The organism is Hymenobacter radiodurans (genome assembly GCF_004355185.1).
GTDB lineage: Bacteria > Bacteroidota > Bacteroidia > Cytophagales > Hymenobacteraceae > Hymenobacter > Hymenobacter radiodurans.
In genome coordinates this window covers 989,189-1,015,054 of record NZ_CP037922.1, presented here as the reverse complement: position 1 = coordinate 1,015,054, position 25,866 = coordinate 989,189, and the positions used below count along the sequence as shown (strand labels likewise).

The following is a 25,866-nucleotide window of genomic DNA, read 5'->3' as shown; positions in this document are numbered from 1 at the left end:
TAAATAGTATTCATTTTTCTGTTCCCATATGACCCAAGATCAGGTTAAGGAATTGAAGGGCCGCGCTGAGGCCCTGAGGAGGTATCTTTGACTACGATAACCGCAAAGCCCAAATAGAAGAAGCCGAACAGCAAACAACGGCACCCGATTTCTGGGATGACTCGAAAAAGGCTGAGGCTATTCTGAAAGACATTAAGTCAATTAAAGTCTGGACCGATGACTACGAAGCCGTAGCCCACACCGTCGCCGATACGGAGGTCCTGTTCGACTTTTACCGCGAAGGTGAAGCCACCGAGCAGGAGATGCAGCGGGAGTTCGAGAAGGCTCAGAAAGCGGTGGAGGAGCTTGAGTTCAAGCGCATGCTTTCTGATGAAGAGGATCAGCTTTCTGCCATTATTGACATCAACCCCGGCGCTGGCGGCACCGAAAGCCAGGACTGGGCTGAGATGCTCATGCGCATGTACATCATGTGGGGCGAGAAGCACAAGTTTGAGGTACGGCAGGTTAGCTACCAGCCCGGTGAAGGTGGCGGCATTAAATCGGCTTCGCTGGAAATCAGTGGCGACTTTGCTTACGGCTACCTGAAAAGCGAGATTGGCGTGCATCGACTAGTGCGCATCTCTCCTTTCGACTCCAGTGGTCGGCGCCATACGTCGTTCGCCTCGGTATTCGCCTACCCCGTTGTTGATGATACCATCAACATTCAGATAAACCCCGCCGATATTACCTGGGATACGTACCGGGCCGGTGGTGCTGGGGGCAAAATGTGAACAAAGTGGAGACGGCTGTTCGCCTGAAACACGCGCCTTCCGGCATCGTCATCGAATGCCAGATTGAGCGCAGCCAGCTCATGAACAAAGAGCATGCGCTCCGTATGCTGAAGTCACGGCTGTACCAGATTGAAATTGACAAGCGCAACACAGAACGTGACAAGGTGGAAGCGGGCAAAAAGCGTATCGACTTCGGCTCACAAATCCGGAATTACGTGCTGCATCCGTATAAGCTCATCAAAGACTTGCGTACCGGCATAGAGCGCACCGACGTCCAAAATGTATTAGATGGTGACCTCGACGAGTACATCAAGGGCTTCCTGATGGAACAGTAAAATGGCAGACACAAAAAAGCCCCCAGATAATTTCTGGGGGCTTTTTTGTTATTACAAGCTACAGATTAAGGATTTGCAATGTCCCACTGCTTTTCAGCTGCAGGCCGCTCTAAACGGGTAAACAATTTGTAAGGAGCTGCTGTGAAAGCCAATGTCTGACCAGGAGCCGGAGTTGGATTCAACCGATTCAAACGACGCAGATCGATCCAGCGGTGGCCTTCATAGAATAAGGAATACCGGCGTTGCTTCAGAATTTCATTGATGTACTGAGGTAGTCCCGCAAGCGAACCAGCCGTGAGAGCAGGTAAGCCTCCAGCCCGAGTCCGAATAGCATTAATGTCAGCCAGAGCCCCGGTCAGATCACCCGTATTAGCCCGCGCTTCAGCTGCTATTAGGATAAGCTCTTCGTTGCGAATAATATCGAGGGTAGCACTTTGCGAAGCAAATACCCGAGCCTCATAACTGCCGGTTATACCTTGTAATGTGCGAGGAGTAGTACGCAGGGCAACCTTGGCTAAGCGCAAGTCGCCTGCTTCTGCCTCTGTTACAAAGTTGCTAGGTACTGTTACTAAGTTATTTGGCTCACCATCTGGCACCTGAAAATATGGGTTACCCACGTCGCTGGCCGTAGTTGGGCTAAATGTCATTTTGGGACCCAACGTAAGGCTACCAGCCCGATCATAAAATGAAGCGTTTAAAGCTGTTAGAGCAGCAGCATAGTCAGCCTGGTACAATGACACTCGAGCAGCTAGTGCCCTATTAAAACGCCGGAAGGTAGCGGGCGTGTTGAAACCAGTGTAACCACTTGACAGCGGGAATGCAAAAGCAGCACCAGCGGCAGCCAAGTCTTGGTCGGCTTGATCGAGCTGTTGACGGATATTAGTTAAAGCTTCGGCTTGAGTCACAAATTTGCCAGGGCGTCTGATATCGTCCAAATCGACTCGAATACCATTCTCACCCTGTAAATTGAGCAGATGCAATTTGCTTAGTGCCTCGTAGGTACGGGTAAAACCAGCAACACCACTCTTTTGCTCGGCATTAATGACATTACTTGCATCAGCGGAAGCGCGGAAAACTCGGGCAGCACGGCCTACACGTGCAAAATCAGTATACTGCCCGTTGTAATATGCCGCATCATCGAGTACATCTACAGTATTAGTAGTTCCGCGCCGGCCTTGAAGTTCTAAGTACCAACGTCCTTCCGTTTGGTTCAGTACAGTTACCTCCCGGCCCATCGTACCTACTACTTGGTTGTAGGAGCTATTATTTGCGTGGCCAAGCCGAAGCGAAGCTTCCACCCCTACTGCCAATGCGTTGAGTTGAGCTTGGCTGGCATTAGCAACCACGCTCTCAATGCTCGCATTATTAGGATCAGTTACTTCATCAATTTCAAAAGTGCTGCAACTGCTCGCGCTAAGCAAAGTAGCTAATGCGCCTGCCATCAGGAAGGGCCGCGCTTGAAATTTTAATATAATATTCATGGGAAGATTGAAGCGAGTGAAGATTAAAAATCAAGGCTCAGGTGAAAGAACACACGCCGAGTATTGGGGAAGCTACTTACATCCACTTGAGCACCATTGGAGGTAGCACCAAAGTTGGAAACTTCCGGATCGTAACCCACATAATCAGTCCAGGTGATCAAATTGTTCCCAGACGCCCCTATCCGAATGTTGCGTACGAAGTCTTTGAATAGTGCAGTACGAATGCTAGCTGGTACCGAATAATAAATGCTGGCCTCGCGTAACCGTACGTAGCCCGAATTCTGGATGAATTCGCGAGCTGTTAGTCCTGCCCGGTATTGTCCGTTAGTTAAAACGTTACCAGCTTCATCAACTTCACCACTGTTCTCACTCCAGTCCTCAGTAGTGCCACCTTCATCTTGTAGCAAACGGCTGAGATTGCTTGTATACGAATCCTTGCGCCAGTGAAGCAGGAAGGATACTTCTACATTCTTAAACAACGTGAAATTGTTCAGGAAAGACATCTGGAACTTAGGCTGAGCCTCCTCATAGCGCGTCAGGAAGCTAGGATTATTAGGGTTGTCGACGGCGCTAGTTGGTGAGCCGTACCAGCGTGAGGGCGATTCGCCTAAAGTGAATACGTTGCGGCCATAAGCGTTACCGAAACCTAAACCGGTATTGAAAGCTGGTACCACGATGCGGGTTACTTCCGTACGGTTAAACCAATACTGAGTAGTTGACACCCAGTTGAAGTTTTCGCTGCGTATCGGAGTAACACCGAGTGACAGTTCTAGACCCCGGTTCTGCAGGTCACCCACTGGGAAAGCCCGAATAGAAGTTACGCCAGTGCTTGGGGCCAGTACAAACGAATTGACAAGGTCTTTTGCTACCTTATTATAGAAGGTTGCCTCAAAGCTGATGCGGCTATCGAGAAAGGCAAGGTCTACTCCGGTTTCAAACTCAGTGGCGCGCTCCGGGCCGATGTCGGGGTTACCTACAAGTGTTGAAGGCAAAAAGCCTACGCGGCCGCCAATACTTGTGTTAGTTAAGGGTGAGAAAGTAGAGCCGAAGAAGCCAGGAGCACCGGTTTCACCATAAGCTGCACGGAGCTTCACCAAGTTCACTGATGGTAGATCAAAAAACCCAAACTTGGCAATATTTACAGCCAAAGAGGCCTTGGGGAAAGCATAGTACTTGTTAGGGTCACCGTTGCGGCTCGATTTGTCGAAGCGCACACCAGCGGTAGCAATGATTTGATCATTGAAATTAACCTCCTGCTGCGCTACGTGACCAATGTCACGCTCTGAGCCGAGTTCCACTTCTTGGGTTACCAGTGAGCTACGGTTGGGAGTCAATGGGTCGCCAGGAGCCAAATTCTGGCCTTGGCTGTAGCTTAAGTTACGATCCAGACCTAAGCGCACTGTTCCAACCTGCGAGGTAAGATTAATAGTTTCTCCCAAGCGCCAGTCATAGACTAAGAACCCCTGCAGGTTATAGTTGAAGAACTGGTTTTTCAGCACACGTACTGCACCTGGATTAGGCAGACTACGCTGCGATTGCAAATCAGAAGGCAACGCCAATAGCGCATCACTATTTGAATAGTCAATGCCGCCCTGTACAGCCAGACGGAGTGAGGATTTCTCACTCTCAAGTATGCGTAAAGTACCGTTTACAGCTTGCACCGTACGATTGGTGTTCTCTTCGTTTACACCGCGCGCTACGATAGCCAAAGGATTGTCGCCACCGTACAGGTTGTCAGGAAAAATACCTGCTTCATTTGGCTGCAGTTGAGCATAGCTGGGTAGAGAAGCAAGGGTGTAGCCTAAGCTTACACCGCGATTATCGTTACCGGTAAAGCCGCGACGGTTCTGCGAACGGATGAAACTGGACGTAATACCGATATCGATACGCTCTCCAATTTTCTGGTCAAGGTTGGCTCGAATTGAGTTGCGCTTAAATCCTGTACGATCAACAATACCGCCTTCGTCAGTACTGGTGCCAGCTACGTAAAATTTCGTTTTCTCTGAACCACCCGAAACACTCAACGAGGTATTGCGCAGGAAACCGGTATTACCGAAAATCTGCTTTTCATAATCGTATACCTGACCACTTGCTTGAGCTTCTGCCAAACGCTGCTTTTCGAGGGTAGCGCGTGCGGCGTTAGTATAAAAACGGTCAATTTTCTCGTTATTCCAGTCTTCCTTACCTAAAAGATTCCATGCCTTAGCAAAGCCTAGATCTTGGTTGAAGCTAACACGGGTTTGGCCAGCGACACCACGCTTCGTTTTGATGATAATTACTCCAGCATTAGCACGAGTACCGTAGATAGCTGCTGCGCTGGAGCCCTTTAGCACCTCAATGCTCTCAATGTCATTAGGGTTTAGATCAGCAAGGCGGTTAACTGGGTTATCTTGTGTGCTACGACCTGCAGTAGTTGAGGCAGCCGCAGAGAACGCAGCGGCGCCGGCGCCATTACCAACTTCAGCATTTACTGCATACACACCATCTATAATGTAGAGTGGCTGCGTACCGCCAGTAAGTGAGGAGATACCACGTAACTGAATAGCTACGCCGCCACCTGGCGCACCCGATGTCTGAGAAATATTAGCACCTACTACTTTACCGTTCAGTGCAGCGTCCACTGTTACAGGACGCGTACTGCCCACTAGCTCTTTCGCGGAAATAGTAGTTACAGCGTTAGCCAAGTTAGACCGCTTAATAGAGGTCGCTAGACCAGTTACAACTACTTCTTCTAGTTGGCGAGTATCAGTTGCGAGTTGCACATTAATAGTGCTAGCGTTTCCAATAGCGCGCTCTACAGTTAGATAACCGATAGAGGAGAAAGCTAGAGTAGTAGCTGAAGCTGGCGCATTTACGCTAAAACTTCCATCTGCATCAGTTGAGACACCTACAGTTGTGCCCTTCACTAATACCGTTACACCGGGTAAGCCCTGGCCGCTTGATGCGTCTGTTACCCTTCCGGAAATACTTCTATCCTGAGCCACCACCTGCTGCAACAAGGCGGTGACCATCAAGAAGATGATTAATAGAGTTTTTTTCATGTGAGTTGAGATTGTTTAAATTTTGTAAAAAAGCTGTTTAGTGGGAGGAATGGAAGTAAATAAGTAAAAAGTATGGTTTTCTTTGACAAGCTAAGCAAAAGTTTGCGAGAATCCCGCTGTTCTAATACTTCCCCTCAATCTTCAGTTATATGGTCATTGGTGAGACGAGTGAAAGTTATATTAAGCTGGTTAGTAATTATTTAAAATATTCAATATTCATTAAGTTATATACCATGTATAAACTTGGCATTTTTTAATCTGAAAAGTGCCTCTGTTAATACAGTCCTTAGCTTTTAACCTTTGTTGAGTTATCATTTTAACCTATACTTGCTATAGTTATTCACTCACTAATTCAATTTTCCCTTTCTCTCACTAAATTATCAACCCAATGAAAAAACTCTTATTTATGGTCATTCTGCTGATGACCAGCTTGTTGCAGCAAGCTGTCGCGCAGGATAGAACCGTTACTGGTCGAGTTACGGACCGTACCACTAATGAAGGCTTGCCGGGCGTTACGGTGCTTGTGAAGGGTACGTCTGTAGGAGGCTCTACCAACTCTGATGGTGCTTTCTCTATTAGCGTACCTGCTTCAGCTACTACTCTAACTTTCTCCTCTATCGGTTATGTAAATGTGGAGCGCGCTATTGGTACCGAATCAGTTATCAATGTTAGCTTAGGCACAGACACCAAGCAACTGGGCGAAGTAGTTGTAACGGCGCTTGGTCGGACTGAAGAAAAAAGGTCTCTGGGCTATTCCGTACAGGACGTTCAGGGTGAGGTTTTAACCCAAGCTCGTGAGTCAAACGTAGTTAACTCATTAGCGGGCCGTGTAGCTGGTGTTGCTATCAACAACAGTAATGGTGGTTCACCTGGTAGTTCTTCGCGTATCGTTATCCGCGGTAACCGTTCGATTACTGGTAACAACCAGCCACTTTTCGTGGTAAATGGTCTGCCAATTGATAACTCCAACTTTGCTCCCGCCAACGGTAACGGTGGTGTAGACTATGGCAATGCCGCCTCAGATATTAACCCTGACGACATCGAGTCTATTACTGTACTGAAAGGTGCCAACGCGGCTGCTCTTTATGGCTCACGCGCTGCTAACGGTGTAGTATTAATCACGACTAAATCAGGTCGTAAGCAGCAGGGCTTAGGTATCAGCGTAAACAGCACGACTACCTTTGATTCTGTATTAAAATTACCCGACTTCCAGAATGAATACGGCCAAGGTAACGGCGGCGAATTTGAATTCGTTGATGGCGCTGGTGGTGGTACGAATGACGGCTCGGACGAAAGCTGGGGCCCACGCCTCGACGGTCGTTTGATCCCACAATTCAACTCACCTAGAGATGCTGCTGGTAACTTGGTTCCTACTCCTTGGGTAGCTCACCCTGACAATGTGCGTGACTTCTTCCGCACTGGCCGTACCCTCAATAACAACGTATCCCTGTCGGGTTCTTCCGAGAAGGCTAATTTCCGTCTTTCCTACACTAACCTAGATCAGACGGGTATCTTGGAAAACACTTTTCTAAAGCGGAATACCGTTACAGTAAGTGGTGGCACAGATATCACCAAGAAATTCAAAGTATCGACTGACATTACTTATACCCAGAACCGTGGTCGTCGTCCCGGACTAGGCTATAGTGGCCAAAACGTAATGCAGCAGTTCAGCTGGTTTGGTCGCCAAGTAGACATTTCGCAGTTGAAAGACTACGAACGTGATGGAGAAAAGTATAACTGGAACTACAACTACCATAACAACCCATACTTCACGCTCAACGAGAACACCAACGATGATCGGCGTGACCGCATCAACGGTCAGCTTTCGGCCACATACATGCTGACTAGCTGGTTGAATCTTACAGCACGGACTGGCAACGACCTTTACACTGAAAAGCGTCAGCGTCGTATTGCTGTAGGTGATATCGAGAACCTGAAGGGTAGCTACGCTGAAGATGAGTATTACGTGAATGAGCGTAACTCGGAAATTCTGGCTACTGCTAACAAAGATTTGAATGAAAACTTCAATATCGACTTCGCTCTTGGCGCTAACCGTCGCGACAACAAGGTAGAACGGATTAGTGGTGTTGCTCCAGAACTAGCAGTACCCGGAATTTACAACTTGTCGAACTCTGGTATTGCTACTCAGCCTTCTGGCGTAAACAACAGACTGCGTGTAAACAGCGTCTACGGCTCGGCTAAATTGGGCTTCAAGAACTTTGCTTTCCTTGGCGTAACAGGTCGTAATGACTGGTATTCAACGCTTGCAGACGCGAACAACAGCCTGTTTTACCCTTCTATCGACGGTAGCTTGATCGTGACGGAAGCACTTGGTATTGAGAATTCGTTCCTGTCGTTTGCCAAACTGCGTGCTAGCTATGCAGAAGTGGGTAATGGTGGCCAAGAGCCATACCAATTGGTTAACATCTACCCTTTCAACACTCCTTTCGGCAGCAACCCAGCTATTACTACCAGCAATGACTTGCTGAATCCAGATCTGCGGCCCGAGCGTACGGAATCGCTGGAAGCTGGTATTGAATTGCGTTTCCTTGAGAATCGTATTGGTTTAGAAGTGACTGGTTATAACACCAACTCTATTGACCAGATTTTCAATCAGCTAGTGTCTTCTTCTACGGGTTTTGCAACTGCACTTGTTAATGCTGGTGTTATTCAAAACAAGGGTATTGAGGCTATTTTGAACTTCGCTCCTTTGAACCCAGAGAACCCATTCCAGTGGAATGTGACTGCTAACTTCGCGTTGAACCGCAATGAGGTGAAGGAGTTAAACGGTGACCTGCAAACTCTAGTACTTGGTGGGCAGTGGAATGCTAACGTAGAAGCTCGCGTAGGTCAGCCTTATGGTGTACTGTTTGGCAACGGCTTCCGCCGCGTAGAAGAAGGTCCATATAAAGGTGAAATTATCAATGATGCCACTGGCCGTCCGATTATTGACCCAACCCGTAAGGTATTGGGCAATGTAAACCCTGACTGGACGGGTGGTATTAGCAACTCGTTCAGCTTTAAAGGCATCAACCTCGGCGTACTGATCGATACCCGTCAGGGTGGTGATGTTTACTCAGTAAGCAACACTTGGGGTAACTATGCTGGCACGTTTGAGAACTCTTTGCGCGGCCGTGAGACTGGCATTATTGGCGAAGGCGTAATTGCAAACGCTGATGGCACCTATCGTCCGAATGATGTTAGCAGAGCTGCTGAAAGCTACACGAAGCGCTATTATAGCAATAGCGTTGCTGAGTCTAGCATTTACGATGCTTCATTCGTTAAGCTCCGTGAAATTAAGGTTGGCTACCAGTTGCCTAAGGGTTTGATCAGCAAAACTCCTTTCAGCACTATTGGAGTTTCTGTAGTTGGCCGTAACCTAGCTATCCTGCAGTCAAACGCTCCTAACATTGACCCCGAGACTTCTTTCAGCAGCGGCAACGCTCAAGGCTTGGAATTCGGTCAGATTCCTTCTACACGCAGCCTTGGCTTCAACATAAACCTCACGCTGTAAGGAATCATAAATGACTGATTGTTGTATGCGATTAATCCAGCTCAACAATTAGTTATCACTTCTTAAATCAAATATTATATGAACATTTCTAAGTATCGGAAGCTAACTCTGATAGTCCCTTTTACACTTATGTTGGGATTGGGGGCTTGCGAAAAAGACTTCGAAGAACTCAATAAGAACCCTAACGTAGCGGAGGTTGCTACGCCGTCATTTGTCCTGACCAATGCACTTGAGTCGACGATTGACCGTCAGTTTGGAGTAGAAGCCAGCATGGATGGTGGCGACATCATCGTTCAGCACATGGCGAAGATTCAGTATCCAGATGAGGATGCATATTTCTTCCGCACCGGTACCTACCAGAATATATGGAACGGTTTCTATGCCCAAGGCCTAGAGGACTTTAACCTTATTTCAAAACTGGGTGTAGAGCAGAAGAATCCTAATTATCAGGCGGTTGGTCTGATCATGCGGGCTTATACCTTCTCTCTGCTAACCGACATTTACGGTGACATTCCTTACTCTGATGCTTTGCGTGCAAAAGAGGGAGTATTGCAACCTAAGTATGACAAGCAACAGGATGTATACAAAGGCATCTTGGGCGAATTGAAGCAAGCTACTACGCTAATTGACCCATCGGGAAGCGCTATTTCTGGCGATATCCTTTTTGATGGTGATATGACGCATTGGTTGAAGTTTGCCAATTCGCTACGCCTGCGCTTAGCAATGCGTATTATAGATGCAGATCCAGCAACAGCTGATCCTATCATCAAAGAAGTATTAGCTAGCCCTGCTACTTTGTTTCAAAGCAATGCCGATAATGCACAGCTTCAATACGGTACTGCTGCTCCGAACAACAACCCGATCAATGAAAACCGCAAAACACGCGATGATCACCGGGTAAGCACGACGTTGGTGAGTAAGCTCACGGCTCTAAAGGATCCTCGTTTGGCAATCTATGCCGAGAAGCCTGAAGCTGGCGGTGATTATGTAGGTGTACCAAATGGAATTGACGCTGAAACCGCCAACGGCTTAGGTTTGAGCAAAACTTCCAGACTTGGCAACTACTTTACACGTGCCGATGCACCTGGTGTCCTGATGACCTACGCAGAGGTGTTGTTCTTCAGAGCGGAAGCAATTGCTCGTGGCCTCGTTGCTGGTAATGCTGCTACTACTTATACCGCTGCTATTCGGGCGTCTATGGAGCAGTTTGGTATTACGGATAATGCAGCTATTACGGCTTATTTGGCTCAACCAACTGTTGTTTACAACGCAGCCAACTACAAGCAAAGCATTGGCAATCAGAAATGGATTGCTTTGTTTCAGCAAGGTTTGGAAGCGTGGTCGGAGTACCGTCGTTTGGATTACCCAAATGATTTGAAGCCCGGCCCAGAAGCTGCTTTAACTAAGCTCCCAACTCGTTTCATCTATCCTGGTAACGAGCAGTCGGTGAACTTGGCAAACTATAAAGCGGCAGTTGCTAACCAAGGCGCTGACAACTTAACGACTAAACTCTGGTGGGATAAGTTTTAATCTCCCTTCTCTATAAAAAAGCCCCCCAGCTATCTGGGGGGCTTTTTTTGTGCTGTTCAACCTCAATCTCATTACTGTATGACCTAATGGAAATCAGAAGCCTAAATTTTTGTCCGTAAATTTCCCGTGTGCTGTTGTTTCTGGCTAGAATTGCTTCCCCCTTATGTATCTTCCCTTTCTTAGTCGTGCGGCTCAGCGTCGTACACGCGCTACCTATCTAGGACTTCTTATTCTGCTCAATTTCATAAGTCACTCAGGCGCTCTGGGGCAGAATGCTGTAACCTATACTGAGCACATTGCTCCTATCATCCAGCTCAACTGTACCCCCTGCCACAAACCTGGCGGGGCCGCTCCCTTTTCATTGCTCACCTTCCAGGATGTGGCCCGACGTGCGCGTACCATTCAGTCGGTGACGCAAAGCCGGTATATGCCCCCCTGGAAGGCAGATCCACATTACGTTTCCTTTGCCAATGAGCGGCGGCTGACCGAACAGCAGATTGCCCTCATTCGCCGTTGGACTGAGTCAGGTGCCAAGCGTGGGCCTGAAGTAGCACGTGCCACGCCTGCCCCGAGCCCCGAAAAAGCCCCCCAGCGTAAACCAGATCTGATATTACGCCCTAAAAAGGCCTTTGCTATTCGCGGGGATGGAGCCGAGAACTTTGTCATGTTCAAAATTCCATTTGAGATACCTGCCAACCAAAATGTGCAGGCGGTAGAATTTGTACCCGGCAATCGTGCTCTCGTGCATCACGCCAATTACGCTGTGCAATCGGTGGGCCCCGAAATCGACATCAATGCCGGCCAAGATTACGTGTTGTCTGATCAGTTCCTCACCAACCTGCAGGAGTTTCAACCGCTTATGCAGCATGTGGCTTATTATGGAGGTTGGATACCCGGAGCGAGTAAGCAGGAGTTTCCGGCCGGCATAGGTTTTACAATGCCTAAGCGGGGAGTCATTCTCCTCACCGCTCACTACGGCCCATCTGGCGTAGATACCACCGATTGGTCTCAAATAAAGCTCTACTTCACGAAGGCGCCTATTAAGAGGGAAATTCAAGCTACCAGTATCGGTTCAGGCGGCTTAGGCACCATTGAGCCACCGCTGGTTATCCCAGCTGATAGCGTTAAAAAGTTTCGGGTTCAATTACAGACTAGCACCGACTTATCCTTGCTCTACGTCTGGCCGCACATGCATTTGGTTGGTAAAAAATTCAAAGCGTGGGCAACAACTCCTGAAGGAAAACAAATTCCATTAGTCAGTATTCCGGAATGGGACTTCCGTTGGCAGGAATCTTATCAATTTAAACGCTTAACACTAGTTCCTAAAGGATCAGTAATTCAAGTGGAGGGCACTTATGATAATACGACAAACAATCCCAACAATCCCTTTTCGCCCCCAGAACCATTATTTCACAGGATTTAATGGAGAGCCGTAGCGAAATGCTGAATCTAATAATGCTTTTTCTTCCCTATGAAAAAGGAGATGAAGAAAAACGAATTTAATTAAGCCTGTAACCTACTTGTATAACTTTGACAATTTTCGCTATGATAAATTATAGTTAAGACAATTTTTTATGCCATTTAAATACAATACCACAATTATTTAACCGCTACGGAAAATTATTATAAATGTTGTTTTCCATAATTCATCGCTATTTTTAGCGAGCAAAAGTTAAGTTTCACTATTCTTCTTACCCAAATCTTTTTTGCATGAAAAGAATCTTACTCATGAGCATATTGCTCATGTTCACCTTGCTACAGCAAGTCACGGCTCAAGACCGAAATGTATCGGGACGGGTCACAGACCGTCAATCAGGGGAAGGATTGCCAGGTGTAACAGTATTGTTAAAAGGCACCAACAATGGCATTTCGACTAACTCTGATGGTACCTTCACTTTAACCGTACCTGCCACTGGAGGTATCCTCGTATTTAGCTCTATCGGTTATATACAGTTAGAGCGTGAGATAGGCACGAATACCCAGCTAAATGTGGCTCTTGCCGGCGACACCAAACAGCTTAGCGAAGTAGTTGTAACAGCATTAGGTCAGGAAACACAAAAGAAGTCACTGGGCTACTCAGTATCTCAGGTTCAAGCTGAAGAACTAACGCAAGCGCGTCAAACCAACGTAGTTAACTCACTAGCTGGCAAGGTGGCTGGTGTACGCGTTCAGGCGTCTAACGGCATGGTGGGTTCTTCCTCCAACATTTTCATTCGCGGTCTAACCACGTTTAATGGTAGCAACCAGCCTTTGTTCGTAGTGGATGGTATTCCGATCGACAACAGCGGCGGCACCAATGGTCTGCAGGGTGGTGTTTCGAACTCTAACCGTGCTATTGACATCAACCAGGATGACATCGAGACTGTTTCTATCCTGAAAGGACCTGCTGCTGCCGTTCTTTATGGCTCGCGTGCTGCATCAGGTGCAATCCTTATAACAACCAAAAGAGGCGCAACTTTAGGCTCTAAGAAGCAGTCGGTAAACTTCACCTCAAACTACAATGTAGTGAAAGTGGGTCGCCTACCTGACTACCAGAACACCTATGGTCAAGGTAGCCGGGGCCTGTTCAACGTAGTTAGCCAAGGCTCATGGGGCCCTCGTGCAACGGGTCAGACAATCACCAACTTCCGCGGCGAAGAGGAAGCTTTGACGATCAACCCTGATGTTATTGAAGACATCTTCAAAACCGGCTCTAACTTCCAGAACAACGTTTCCTTATCTGGAGCTACTGAGCGGACGCGTTATTTCGCTTCATACGGTAACCTCCACGAGGTAGGCGTACTCGACAGAAACGACTTGAAGCGTAACACCGTCACTTTCAACGGTAACGCACAACTCACTGAAAAGCTGCGTACGGGCGTAAACGTCATTTTCTCAAACAGCGTTTCTCAACGTACTCCCCAAGGCAACCAGTTGTCCAACCCTTTCTTCCGGACTTGGTTCTTGCCACGTAGCTTCGACGTAAACAAGTATCCTTTTGAGTTGCCAAACGGTGGCCAGCAAGCTGCAGCTGTAACTGGAACATTTATTCCTTCCAACACATGGTACAGCACCGATGACAACCCCTTGTGGACGATTAAGAACAACACGTATGATGATGAAATTAACCGTGTTGTAGGTAACGTTAGCCTTGGCTATGACTTCACTGATTGGTTGTCGTTAGACTACAAATTGGGTACTGATACTTATTCGCAGGAGTTTAAATATGTAAACGCCAAGGATAGCCGCGGTACCAGCATATCTAACACGAACCCCACCGTTGTAGGTAACATCTTGGATGAGACTTTCACTCGTCGCGAGGTTAGCTCATACTTGAACCTCTCCCTGAACCGTAACATCACGGAAGATCTGAGTGTACGTTTGTTGTTAGGTAATGAGATCAACCAGCGTCGGACAAGCGATGTAGGTGTTACGGGTAGCGATATTCAAATACGCGGCTTTGATAACATCACCAATACGAAAACCCCCATTCCTTTCGGCAACAAGACTGCAACGCGTCTGATTGGTTTTTATGGTGACTTGAACGTTGGCTACAAAGACTTCGCTTTCATTGGCTTGACGGGTCGTAATGACTACTCTTCTACATTCAGCAGAGAGAACCGGTCATACTTCTACCCTGGTGTATCTGCCAGCGTTGTATTCACGGATGCCATACCTGGCTTGAAAGACAACAAGATCTTCACCTCAGGTAAGATCAGAGGTGCTGCTGCCACTGTAGGTCGCGAAGCTCCTGTTTACTCCACAGATACATACTACGCATCTACCAATAACCCATCAGACGGCTTCGGCCCTGCTATCAACTTCCCTTTCCGTGGTCAGTTGGGTCAATCGCTAGGTAACGTAGGTGGTAACCCTGATCTGGGTCCAGAATTTACGACTACCTATGAAGGTGGTCTTGACCTGAGCTTCTTTGGTGGCCGCCTAGGCTTCGAAGGAACTATTTATAACCAACAGAGTAAGGACATCATTTTCCAAGTACCAGTAGCTGGTGCGTCAGGCTTCACCAACATCTTCCAGAACATTGGTAAGTCAGAAGCAAAAGGAGTTGAAATTCTTGTTACCTCTACTCCAGTTAAGGTAGGTAGCTTCACATACAGCAACTCAATCAACTGGTCGCGCATCCGTAACAGAGTTGTATCATTGGCGCCAGGTGTAGACCAAATTACTCTGGGTGGTTTCGTATCGCCAAGCACGCGCCTGATTGCTGGCCAGCCTTATGGTGTTCTTTTCGGCAGCGTATTCCAGCGTTCGCCCCAAGGCGACTTGTTGCTGAATGCTCAAGGTCGTACCCAGCTAGCTTTAGATAACCAAATTGTTGGTGATCCAAACCCAGACTGGACCGGTGGTTTTACAAATACTTTCACGTTCAAGGGTCTTACCTTGAACACCCTGTTGGACGTTCGTTATGGTGGCGACATCATTTCTCGTAACGTAAGTGACTTGCGTCGTCAAGGTGCAGCAGAAGAAACTGCTGACCGCGACAATGTATATGTCATTAAGGGTGTAATTCAGCAGGCAGACGGCAGCTTTGCTCCAAACAATGTTCAGATCACGGCTGAAGACTATTTCGAAGACCTCTATGGTTTCGGCAAAGCAGAGCTAGTTGTGTTTGATGCTTCATGGATTCGCCTGCGTGAGGTTGCCTTAACGTATTCTCTGCCCAAGGCTTTGACCGACAGAACCTTCCTAGGTAATGTTGAGTTGGGCATCAATGCTCGCAACGTATTCTTGTATGCTCCGAATGTACCTCACATTGATCCAGAGGTAAACGCTCAGGGCCAAAGCAATTCGCAAGGTCTGGAGTTCAACGCGTTGCCACAGGCACGCACTTATGGCGCTTCGATTCGCCTTACTTTCTAATTGATTAACTTCTCATAACATGCGATTTTTCCGCTTTACTAAATATGTCGCATTCACAGCCACATTAGGGCTGCTGGGTGCATGCGACGATTTTCTAGACGTGAACCAGAGCCCAAACGCGGTACTGGCCGCTCCGGCACCTAACGTGTTGGTAGCTGCTGAGACGCACCTTGGCTTCTTGATGGGCTCTGATATTCACCGCTACAGTTCTCTATTCGTCCAGCAATTCGCGGGTCAGGGTGGCGCAGGTATTCAGAATGCTGAGTACGACCGCTACAATGTAACTGCAACAGACATGAACAACGCCTGGCGCTCAAACATCTATGGTGGTGCCTTAGCTGATCTGCAGAAGCTCGTTGAGCAGACGCAAACGAGCAGCCCGCGTTATGCTGGTATCAGCAAGATCATGCAGGCATTTACCTTCGCTGTAACAACAGACGCCTGGGGTGATATCCCATTAACAGACGCGCTAAAGTTCGCTAGTAACGTACAGCCGAAGTACGATAACTCAGAAGCTGTGTACACCAGCATTCTGGCTCTTATCGATTCAGGGGTTGAGGATTTAGCAAAAGCCTCTGAGTTTACTCCTCTCACCGACGACCTGATCTATGGTGGAGACGTAACTAAATGGAGAAAGCTTGCTAATACGCTGAAATTACGGTTGTATGTGCACTACTACCCCAAAGTATCAGCTACTGCTACCAGCAATATTGCTACTCTGATTGCTCAAGGACCAGCGAATTTTATCAGCACATCTGCTGACAACTTTCAAATGGACTTCGCTGGTGTTTCTAACAACGAAAATCCTATTCATCAGTTCGAGGGTCGTCGTCCGAACCAGTTTTACCCAAGCTCAACCTTAGTTGGCTTGATGAATACGAAGTCGGATCCACGTCGTGCTAGTTACTTCACGGCTTCCCCAGTTGCTGGTCAGTATACGGGTGCTGGCAATGGCACAGGAGCAACTGGTGCGCCTGCAACTGCTTTCTCTCGGATGCATACCTACTTACGGGGTGAAGCAACAACAACAGGAACAACGACTACCTATACAGGAGCTGCTCCCATCCGAATGTTGATTGCTCCTGAGTATCATTTCATTCTGGCTGAATACTATTCTCGTACGGGTAACGTAGCAAGTGCTACTACCTCACTTACGGCTGGTGTTCGCATTTCTATGCAAATGGCAGGCGTAGCTACTGCTGCAATCGACACGTATGTAGCGGGCTTACCAGCTCAAATTGCTGCTAATACTGCTTCTAGCGGAGCTGAAGGCCTTCTTCGCACTATTATCGAGGAGAAATATGTAGCCAACTATGGTGTAGCCGTGGAGCCCTGGACTGATTGGCGCCGCACTAAGTACCCTGCGTTGAACCCAGCTGCGAACGCTGTCATTCCTCAGATTCCCCGGGTTCTGCCCTACTCAGATTTGGAGCGCGTTGCGAATCCAGCGAACACTCCTGAGCGCACCGACTTGACGGCGCCAGCTGTATTCTGGGATCCAGGCCGCTAATAATTAGTCGCCTCGTGAATAGATGTACCTATTCACGAGGCACTTTCCCTCCTCTTTAATAAGATTAATTTCATGAAAAGAACCATTTATCACCTGCTATTGCTGCTTGTAACAGCAATAACACTAGCCAGCTGCGAGAAAGAGGAAGAAAACTTTAGAGTTACCCCTCCTACTCAAATCATTTTTGACGACTTCATCGACAAAAACACAGCTGACTATAAAGTAACCGGCAATATTGACTTGAAAATCTCTGCACCTGGCGCGAGCACTGTGCGTATTTTAAGCACTTACACCGGGGGCTCAAAGGACTTGGGCACACTAGCCATAGCTAATGGTAGCGCTACACTGAGTATCCCTGCAAGATCGGTGCGTACTACTGGCACTGTGGTGGGTGCAGGATCTAATCCTACCTCGACTCGTGCTGCAAACACTTATACCTTTAAAGTTGATGCAACTATGCCAGATGCTAGTGTGGCCACACGCTACTTTACTGCTGTAATTGTACAATAGTAAGGCTGATAGAAAGTCACAGGTAACAGTAAAGCTTAGAAGTAAAAAAGCCCCCAGGATATCCTGGGGGCTTTTTTACTTCTAAGCTTTACTGTTACCTGTGACTTATATTGATTAAACATAGATATACTCGTTAAGCAAAGTACTGACACTAAGTTAAATGTGATTTATCAAAATAATTAAATTTTACACTAAATATAATTATACTTATAAAAAAAGTTGTGGCAATTAATAAAAAACATATTTTTTTAATGTTATACACCAATACTTAATTTATATATTAGTCAGATACTCACTTCATTAACCATTTCACCCTTTGCATGAAAAAAATCTTACTTATGAGCTTTCTGCTCATTGTCACCCTGTTGCAGCAGGTGACAGCCCAAGATCGAAGCATCTCTGGCCGAGTCACTGACCGGCAGACGGGAGAGGGACTACCTGGCGTAACGGTCTTACTTAAGGGCACCAGCAATGGTGTATCAACTAACTCTGATGGTACCTTCGCGCTATCAGTTCCGGCTTCTGGAGGTGTGCTGACATTCAGCTCGATTGGCTTCGTTTCCCAGGAGCAAGCTATTGGCACAAGCAACCAGGTAAATATGGCGCTTGCCAGTGACACGAAAGCTCTGAGCGAAGTAGTTGTAGTCGGTTATGGTAGTCAGTCTAAGGCACTAGTTACCGGCGCTATCACATCGGTTGACGCGAAAGAATTTCAGGGGCAACCAATAGCGGGAGTTGACCAAGCGCTGCAAGGTCGGGCGTCGGGGGTACAGGTTACAGCCAACTCAGGAACACCAGGTGGTGGCATTGCCGTGCGTATCAGAGGTAATAACTCAATATCAGCTAGTAGCGACCCGCTATATGTAGTGGATGGTGTACCTATCAATACTGGTAGCTACTCCAACATTGGCGTAGGCAACCAGCAGTTGAACGCACTGTCAGATATCAATCCTAATGACATTGCTTCAATCGAAATTCTAAAGGACGCCGCCGCCGCCGCCATTTATGGCTCACGCGCTGCAAATGGAGTGGTTCTGATTACAACCAAGCGTGGCCAAGCTGGTCGCACTAAAATCACACTTGATGCATATCAGGGGGTACAACAGACCATCAAGCGCTTAGATGTTCTTACTGGACAACAATCGCAGGATCTGATTAATGAACAACGCGCCAACGTTGGTCAAGCGCCCCTATATGTGGAGGCTAATCCTACTGCAAATCAATCTCTGTTCACAGGAGCAAACACGAATTGGCAGGATGAAATTTTCCGCACAGCTCGCATAGGCAGTTACACTCTAACAGCATCAGGAGGCGATGAGCGTACCCGCTTTCTAGTTACGGGCAGCTACTTTGATCAAGAAGGCATTATCATTGGTTCGGGCTTTAAGCGTGGCAGCGTACGCTTCAACCTTGATAATAAAATTTCGGATCGGGTCCGGATCGGCATGAACGTAACAGGCAGCCGCTCACTCAATAACCGCATTGCCAACGACAACAATATATACGGCGTACTAAGTGCAGCTATATTGTTGGGTGCCCAGACGCCTATATATAACGCTGATGGCAGCTTTGGCCGTGACCGTTTTTCTTCTGTTGAAAACCCTGTAGCAGCCGCTACTCTTCCTATTCTGGAAGCGCGAAACAATCGTCTAATCGGCAGTGTATATGCGGAAGCAGATATTCTAAAGAGCCTACGGTTTCGCACTACGTTAGGGGCTGACTATCTAAACCTAAAAGAAGACCGGTTTTTACCTAGCACCTTGCTGCAGGCAACAGGTAGTAATGGCTTAGGTAACGCAAACAGTCGCTACGATGTGCTCTGGCAGACGGAAAATACGTTGACTTTTAATAAATCATTCGGTGACCACAACCTTACGTTGCTAGCCGGACAAAGCGCAATCAAGTCAACTCAGGAAGGTATTACTACTACTGTCTCGGGATTTGCGACCAATAAAATCACCCGCTTAGCGGCTGGCTCGGTTAGAACGGAAGCTTCATCCGACGGTACTCTCTGGACCCTGCTCTCCTATTTTGGGCGCGCCAACTACGACTATAAGGGACGCTATATCCTGAGTGGTTCCATACGCCGTGATGGCTCATCACGTTTTGGCTCGGAGAATAAGTATGGCATATTCCCGGCGGTTTCTGGTAGCTGGCGTATTTCGGAGGAAGCTTTCTTCCCAGAGATATTCGTAAGCGAGCTAAAGCTACGGGGCGGCTATGGTGAGACAGGCAACTTCGAAATTGGCAATTTTGCTTCGCGCAATCTCTACGGTGTAGGCTCTGGTAACCTAGCCAACTACAACCAGCTTGCTGGTTTGGTACCCACGCAAATTGGCGTAAGTGATTTGACTTGGGAGAAGTCGAAAGAAACAAACGTTGGATTAGACGTAGGCTTTTTGGATAGTCGCCTGATGTTTTCAGCTAACGTTTTCAAAAAGCAGGCAAATGCTTTGCTACTCAACCGCCAGCTACCGCTAACTTCTGGTTTTACTGATGTTACCCAGAATATAGGTAGTCTTGAGAATAAAGGACTGGAACTTGAGTTGACCTCGCAGAACGTAAAAAGCGATGCCTTTTCTTGGACTACCAATTTCAACCTTTCCTTTATTCGTAACGAAGTAACAGGGTTGGTGAATAACGCACCTTTCCTCTCTGGATTTGCTAACCGCGTCCAAGTAGGGTCCCCGCTAGGCAGCTTCTATGGCTATGAGGTTGACCGGATATATCAAACCCAAGCGGAAATTGATGCTGACAATGCTGCTGCCCGTGAAGCTGCTGGTCGTCAAACGGTTTTTTATCAGGTTCAAGGAACTCGGCCTGGTGACATTCGCTTCCGCGATATTGCTGGGGGTCCAGATGGACAACCTGATGGCCTTATTACTGCAGCTGACCAAACTATAATTGGTTCAGCACAACCTGACTTTTTCGGTGGCATTAATAACCAGTTAAGCTTTAAGGGCTTCGACTTAGGCTTCTTCTTCCAGTTTCAGTACGGCAACGAGATATATAGCAATACCCGCTCGTTTGCAGAAGGAATGAATGGACAGTTTGGACAGCTTGCAACTGTGAATGACCGTTGGACGCCTACGAACCCCAGCACTACGATGCCCCGGGCCGCTCAGGGTGACCCCAACAATAACCGTCGTACCTCTGACCGCTTTCTAGAAGATGGATCTTACCTACGCTTAAAGACGCTGACGCTGGGGTACAACATTCCAGAAGGCATTACTAAAGTGATGCGGTTGCAAACTGCTCGTATTTACGTCTCAGGCCAGAACCTATTAACTTTTACAGACTACTCTGGCCTAGATCCTGAGATCAACACCTTCAGTGGCAGTAACACTTCTTTGGGTACTGACTTCCTCACTTTCCCACAAGCCCGCACCGTTCAGGTAGGCATTAACCTGGGTCTCTAACTTGTTTTTACTCTCTGATCATATGAATGTTCGTTCCAAATTTGCAACGCTGGCAATGCTTGGGCTATTGAGCCTGAGTGCAGGTAGCTGCTCTGATTTTCTTGAACCTACTCCCCAAACTTCCGTTGACCGAAACGATGTATTTACTGACTTAGAAGGTGCGCGAGGGGCAGTAATCGGTATCTATGGTGCTCTGACGAGCGCTAACTACCTAGGCCTTCTTTATCCGGTTTTCGCTGACCTAGCAGCCGATAATTTGGCTCACATCGGTACGTTTCCGACGTACGCTCAAACCAAAAACCGTAATATTCTGACCGATAACGTTAATAATCAGGATATATACTTCGCCATCTACCGTACGATCAACCGCGCCAATAACGTCATCGCTCAGGTTCCGGCTATAGCCAGTATCAGCGAAGAGCAGCGCAATGCATTTCTGGCTGAAGCCTTGTTTTTGCGAGCTTATGCCCACTTTGATGCTACTCGTTATTGGGGTGATGTAGCGTTGGTACTCACCCCTACCTCTACGCCTGACGCTACATTAAATGTAGCCCGTTCGCCCCGTGCTGCTGTGTACGAGCAGGTTCTTGCTGATTTAACGGCAGCGGAACCATCTTTGCCAGAGGCAAATGTAGGCCGAGCCACAAAATCGGCTGCTACAGCGCTACGGGCCCGTGTAGAACTGTACCGCGAGAACTGGCAAGGTGCAGCCGCAGCAGCTGATCAGATTATAGCTAGTAACCGTTTTCAACTTTTACCCAGCTACAGGAGCGTCTTCACAACGGAGAATTCGGCGGAGTCTATTTGGGAAATTCAGTTTGATGCCAATACGCAGAGTTCTCTTGCTTTTTTCTTTCTACCTGGTATTAATGGGGGCCGAAATGAGGTGAGCCCCACTGGCCCAGCCAGTACACTGCCAACAGCGTACGAAACCGGTGACCAGCGCAAGGATGCATCAATTTCTAACGGTACTTTCATACTAGGCACACGACCTGTTGCAGCAGGCGTGGGTATTAAATATACCGACCCAGGTACAGGTACTGATAACTTCCGTGCTATCCGTTTTGCCGAAATCCTGCTGATTGGAGCAGAAGCAAAAGCTCGGCTTGGAGACCTACCAGGGTCGCTTACACTCTTAAATCGAGTACGGGTACGTGCAGGTCTAGCCCCCAGAGTCGGTTTAGCTCAACCAGCACTATTGGATGCTATTGCGCAGGAACGCCGAGTAGAGTTGGCCATGGAAGGACACCGCTGGTTTGACTTAGTGCGTACAGGTAGAGCCCAATCGCTACTAGGTATTGTAGACCCTAACCGATTGCTTTTCCCCATTCCGTTCCGCGAAACCGTTAATAATCCGAACATAACTCAGAATCCTGGTTATTAGAGTTTGATCACATTGTAAAAAAAGCCCCCCATAAGTTAATGGAGGGCTTTTTTATTTATACCCAACTCTATGTAGCGATTCTTGATTCTAGCCAAAGTCTGGAAGTCAATTCATGAGTTTAAATCATTGTTAATCACAACTATATGTATTAACTACAAGATTAGCAAAGCACTTATATCATACATAGGCAGCTAATAAATATAACATATACGATATAACGTTCTGCATAAAGCATGTTATGAGAATGTTATGAGATTTGAATTATGCATATCTTGGTCTTTAGTATTCACCCTTCATTAACAAACCTATTGCATGAAAAGAATTCTATTAATGAGTTTTTTACTCATTCTCACTCTGTTGCAGCAGGTGAGCGCACAAGATCGGAGCATTTCCGGTCGGGTTACAGATCGGCAGACAGGTGAAGGTCTACCCGGCGTAACTGTATTACTTAAAGGTACCACCAATGGTATTTCAACCAACTCGGATGGTACTTTTTCATTATCCGTTCCGGCTTCAGGTGGAATATTAACGTTCAGCTCGATTGGTTTTGTTACACAAGAGCAGTCAATTGGCACCAACAACCAGATCAACGTAGGGTTGGCCGCTGATACTAAAGCACTGAGCGAAGTAGTTGTAACGGGCTATGGCGGTTCGCAGGAAGTGAAGGATATCACGGGATCGATAGCACAAGTCAAAGAAGAGAAATTGCTTCTTCAGCCTGTACAAAGTGTTGACCAGACATTGCAAGGCCGTATGGCCGGTGTAAACGTTAACACAACCAGCGGTACTCTAGGCGACCAAGCAGCAGTCCGTATTCGGGGTGCTAACTCTATTTCGGGTAGCTCAGATCCACTTTATGTGGTTGATGGTATTCCTCTGAATACTTCCAATAATGGTAACGTTCTTAGCACCCGTTACAATCCCTTGGCCGATATTAACCCTAATGATATCGAGTCAGTTAACGTATTGAAAGACGCCTCAGCAGCAGCTATTTATGGTTCGCGCGCGGCAAACGGCGTAATTGTAATTACTACCAAGCGTGGTAAAGCAGGTCAAAACCGCATTTCGCTGAACTCATTTTATGGTTTTCAGCAAGCTATCCGCAAGCCTGAAGTATTAAATGGAGCTGACTTCGCCACCATCAGCAATGAAAAGGCTAATAACAGCCGCTTCGGCAGCTCAAATGGCGTTATCAACACTACCTTCCCTATTGACATTGCAAAACCCATTGATGTAAATGGTGATGGTATTGATGATGAGACTAACTGGATTGATGAGATCTTCCAAACTGGTACTCAGCAGAACTATCAAGTAGCTTTATCAGGCGGTAATGAATTCGCCAAGTACTACGGTTCGGGCGACTGGAATGACCAGAAAGGTATCATCCTGAAAAACCGGCTGCGTCGCGGCTCCGGGCGTTTGAATCTTGATCTAACCCCGAAGAAATGGTTGAAGTCGGGTGTTAGCCTTAGCTATGCTAAGACGTACAACCAAGGCATCAACGGCGAAGGTGCTCTAGCAGGTGCTACGGTATCGGGCTACACTGCTCCACCAAACGTACCCGTATTCAATCCTGACGGCACCTATTATCTGAACAACTTGGGCAACTTAGGCAATGGCAATAACGCTATTCCAAACGCTGCTATTGCTCCTAATGCTTACTATCATATCCCAGGTACGCTTTCGCTAAACAAAAACGACAACACGTCGCAGCGTACATTAGGCAACGGCTATCTGACGGTTGAGCCCTTTAAAGGCTTCTATCTAACCACAAAGTACGGTATTGACTATACTACCAACTTTGAGGAGCAGTATAGCAGCGGTATCTTGGGTGGCTTGGGCCGGAACATTCTGGGCGCTGGTCAGCTTGGCTTGGTACAGGACTACAATACAGACCGTACTCAGTATAACTGGCAGAACTACGCCAACTACGACCGCACTTTTGGTGAGAACCACACCGTTGGATTGATTGCTGGTGTTGAATATCAAGAAACGAAGCTCCGTCGTATTTACACGGTTGCTGGCGGCTTCTCTGACGACAAGTTCCAGTCTATCATCGACAACGTTTTCACCTCACAGGCTCCTGGTGGAGGACAGCTATCTAATCTTGGCTTCAAATCCTACTATGGTAGCGCAAACTACAGCTTCGGCAATAAGTACTATGCTAACTTCTCACTACGTGCAGATGAGTCGTCTGCATTCGGAGAAGACAACCGTCGTGGTGTATTCCCAGGTGGTTCTGTAGGCTGGCGTATTTCAGAAGAGAGCTTTTTACAGAATATTTCTGCAATTGGCGACTTGAAGGTTCGCGCCAGCTATGGCTTGGTAGGTAACTCTAATGGTATAGGCAACTATGCTTCTCGTACCCTAGTGGGTGGAGGTCTTTATGCTGACGTAAACGGCTTCACTATCTCGCAGGTAGGCAATCCGGCTTTGGGATGGGAAACATCTAAGAAGCTTGACATCGGCCTCGATGCTTCTTTATTCAATGATCGGGTGAATGTCGTTTTTGACTACTTCAACAATGATATCAGCGGCCTGCTCTTAGCAGCCCCCGTATTGCGTAGCACGGGCGTACCCGGAGCCTCTATCAACCGGAACATCGGCTCGATGTATAATCGTGGTTTCGAATTGACATTGAACACGGTAAACGTAAAGTTGGATAATGGCTTCTCTTGGAGTTCCTCCTTCAATGGCTCGATCATCAAGAACCGCGTAACCGAGTTGGCAACGCCAAACGATATCATCTCTGGTGTTCAGCGCGCCAGCGTTGATAAGGCACTTGGTATCTATTATCTGCCTGAGTGGGCTGGTGTAAACCCTGAGAATGGTAATGCTCAGTTTTACGATAAGGATGGTAACATTAAGCAGTATGATGCTGCTTATACTGTTCGCAACGGTACTGTATTTACAACTGGTCGTTGGCTGGATGCAAATGGCGAGGCTACCACTCCTATTGGTGCTGCTGACTTTAAGTATCAGGATGGCAAAACAGGCTATGCCAAGTTCTTTGGTGGCTTTGACAACACATTTGCCTTCAAGGGCGTTGAGTTGGGCATTTTCATGCAATACAGTGCCGGCAACTATATCTACAATGGTTACCGCTCTGCTATGCTAAGCAATAGCTTCCAGAATAATATCGTAGAGATCAAGGATCGTTGGACTACTCCTGGTCAAGAGACGGATATCCAAAAGCTTGTATTACGTGACGTGGTATCAACTCAGGCTTCTACTCGCTGGTTGGAGAAAGGTGATTTCCTGCGTTTACGTCAGGTTAGCTTAGGCTACAACTTGCCTGCTTCTGTGGCTCAGCGTTTAGGTTTGAACAACGTACGAATTTATAGCCTTGTGCAAAACCTGTATACGTTCACGAAATACAGTGGGCTTGACCCTGAGGTGAACTCTAACATCACTTCCAACATTGCCTATGGCACAGATGGCCGCTCTGTTCCTCCTACGCGGAGCTTCACCTTCGGCATCAACTTGGGTATTTAATTTTGCTCTCTCTTAGA

The 25,866-nt window shown here is 47.4% G+C and carries 11 protein-coding genes and 1 pseudogene; 10 read left to right on the top strand and 2 right to left on the bottom strand.

The genetic code is table 11. The annotated features are described in order from the left end of the window. Nucleotides 1-28: 28 nt before the first annotated feature. Nucleotides 29-1,105: pseudogene (gene prfB, locus EPD59_RS05525) on the top strand (peptide chain release factor 2). A gap of 65 nt (nt 1,106-1,170) precedes the next feature. Here the strand turns inward: prfB and EPD59_RS05520 are convergent. Then, nucleotides 1,171-2,586 carry a RagB/SusD family nutrient uptake outer membrane protein gene (locus tag EPD59_RS05520; protein ID WP_133271917.1) on the bottom strand — a complete coding sequence of 472 codons (1,416 nt, stop codon included), beginning with the start codon at nt 2,584-2,586 and terminating at the stop codon, nt 1,171-1,173. A gap of 23 nt (nt 2,587-2,609) precedes the next feature. Continuing rightward, nucleotides 2,610-5,627, bottom strand: coding sequence for a SusC/RagA family TonB-linked outer membrane protein (locus EPD59_RS05515; RefSeq protein WP_133271916.1), 3,018 nt, complete (start codon nt 5,625-5,627; stop codon nt 2,610-2,612). Nucleotides 5,628-6,015: 388 nt separating this feature from the next. Between EPD59_RS05515 and EPD59_RS05510 the strand changes: the two genes are divergently transcribed. The 9 genes from EPD59_RS05510 (at nt 6,016) to EPD59_RS05470 (ending at nt 25,849) form a co-directional block, all read left to right on the top strand. Beyond that, complete coding sequence (locus EPD59_RS05510) at nt 6,016-9,141, top strand: SusC/RagA family TonB-linked outer membrane protein (protein WP_133271915.1); 3,126 nt, start codon at nt 6,016-6,018, stop codon at nt 9,139-9,141. Between the two features lie 78 nt (nt 9,142-9,219). Continuing rightward, nucleotides 9,220-10,671 (top strand): SusD/RagB family nutrient-binding outer membrane lipoprotein, encoded by a 1,452-nt coding sequence (locus EPD59_RS05505; protein ID WP_133271914.1) that lies wholly within the window; start codon nt 9,220-9,222, stop codon nt 10,669-10,671. A gap of 163 nt (nt 10,672-10,834) precedes the next feature. Then, nucleotides 10,835-12,094, top strand: coding sequence for a cytochrome c (locus tag EPD59_RS05500; protein ID WP_133271913.1), 1,260 nt, complete (start codon nt 10,835-10,837; stop codon nt 12,092-12,094). 287 nt (nt 12,095-12,381) lie between these two features. After that, nucleotides 12,382-15,531, top strand: a complete 3,150-nt coding sequence (locus EPD59_RS05495; protein ID WP_133271912.1) for a SusC/RagA family TonB-linked outer membrane protein — start codon at nt 12,382-12,384, stop codon at nt 15,529-15,531. Nucleotides 15,532-15,550: 19 nt separating this feature from the next. After that, nucleotides 15,551-17,041, top strand: a complete 1,491-nt coding sequence (locus EPD59_RS05490; protein ID WP_133271911.1) for a SusD/RagB family nutrient-binding outer membrane lipoprotein — start codon at nt 15,551-15,553, stop codon at nt 17,039-17,041. 72 nt (nt 17,042-17,113) lie between these two features. Further along, nucleotides 17,114-17,551, top strand: coding sequence for a hypothetical protein (locus EPD59_RS05485; protein WP_133271910.1), 438 nt, complete (start codon nt 17,114-17,116; stop codon nt 17,549-17,551). A gap of 320 nt (nt 17,552-17,871) precedes the next feature. Beyond that, complete coding sequence (locus EPD59_RS05480) at nt 17,872-20,970, top strand: SusC/RagA family TonB-linked outer membrane protein (RefSeq protein WP_133271909.1); 3,099 nt, start codon at nt 17,872-17,874, stop codon at nt 20,968-20,970. Between the two features lie 22 nt (nt 20,971-20,992). Continuing rightward, on the top strand, nt 20,993-22,354 hold the full coding sequence (locus tag EPD59_RS05475) for a RagB/SusD family nutrient uptake outer membrane protein (protein ID WP_133271908.1): 1,362 nt from the start codon (nt 20,993-20,995) through the stop codon (nt 22,352-22,354). A gap of 312 nt (nt 22,355-22,666) precedes the next feature. Then, a complete protein-coding gene (locus EPD59_RS05470; RefSeq protein WP_133271907.1) occupies nt 22,667-25,849 on the top strand; it encodes a SusC/RagA family TonB-linked outer membrane protein in 3,183 nt (1,060 codons plus the stop codon). Nucleotides 25,850-25,866: the final 17 nt, after the last annotated feature.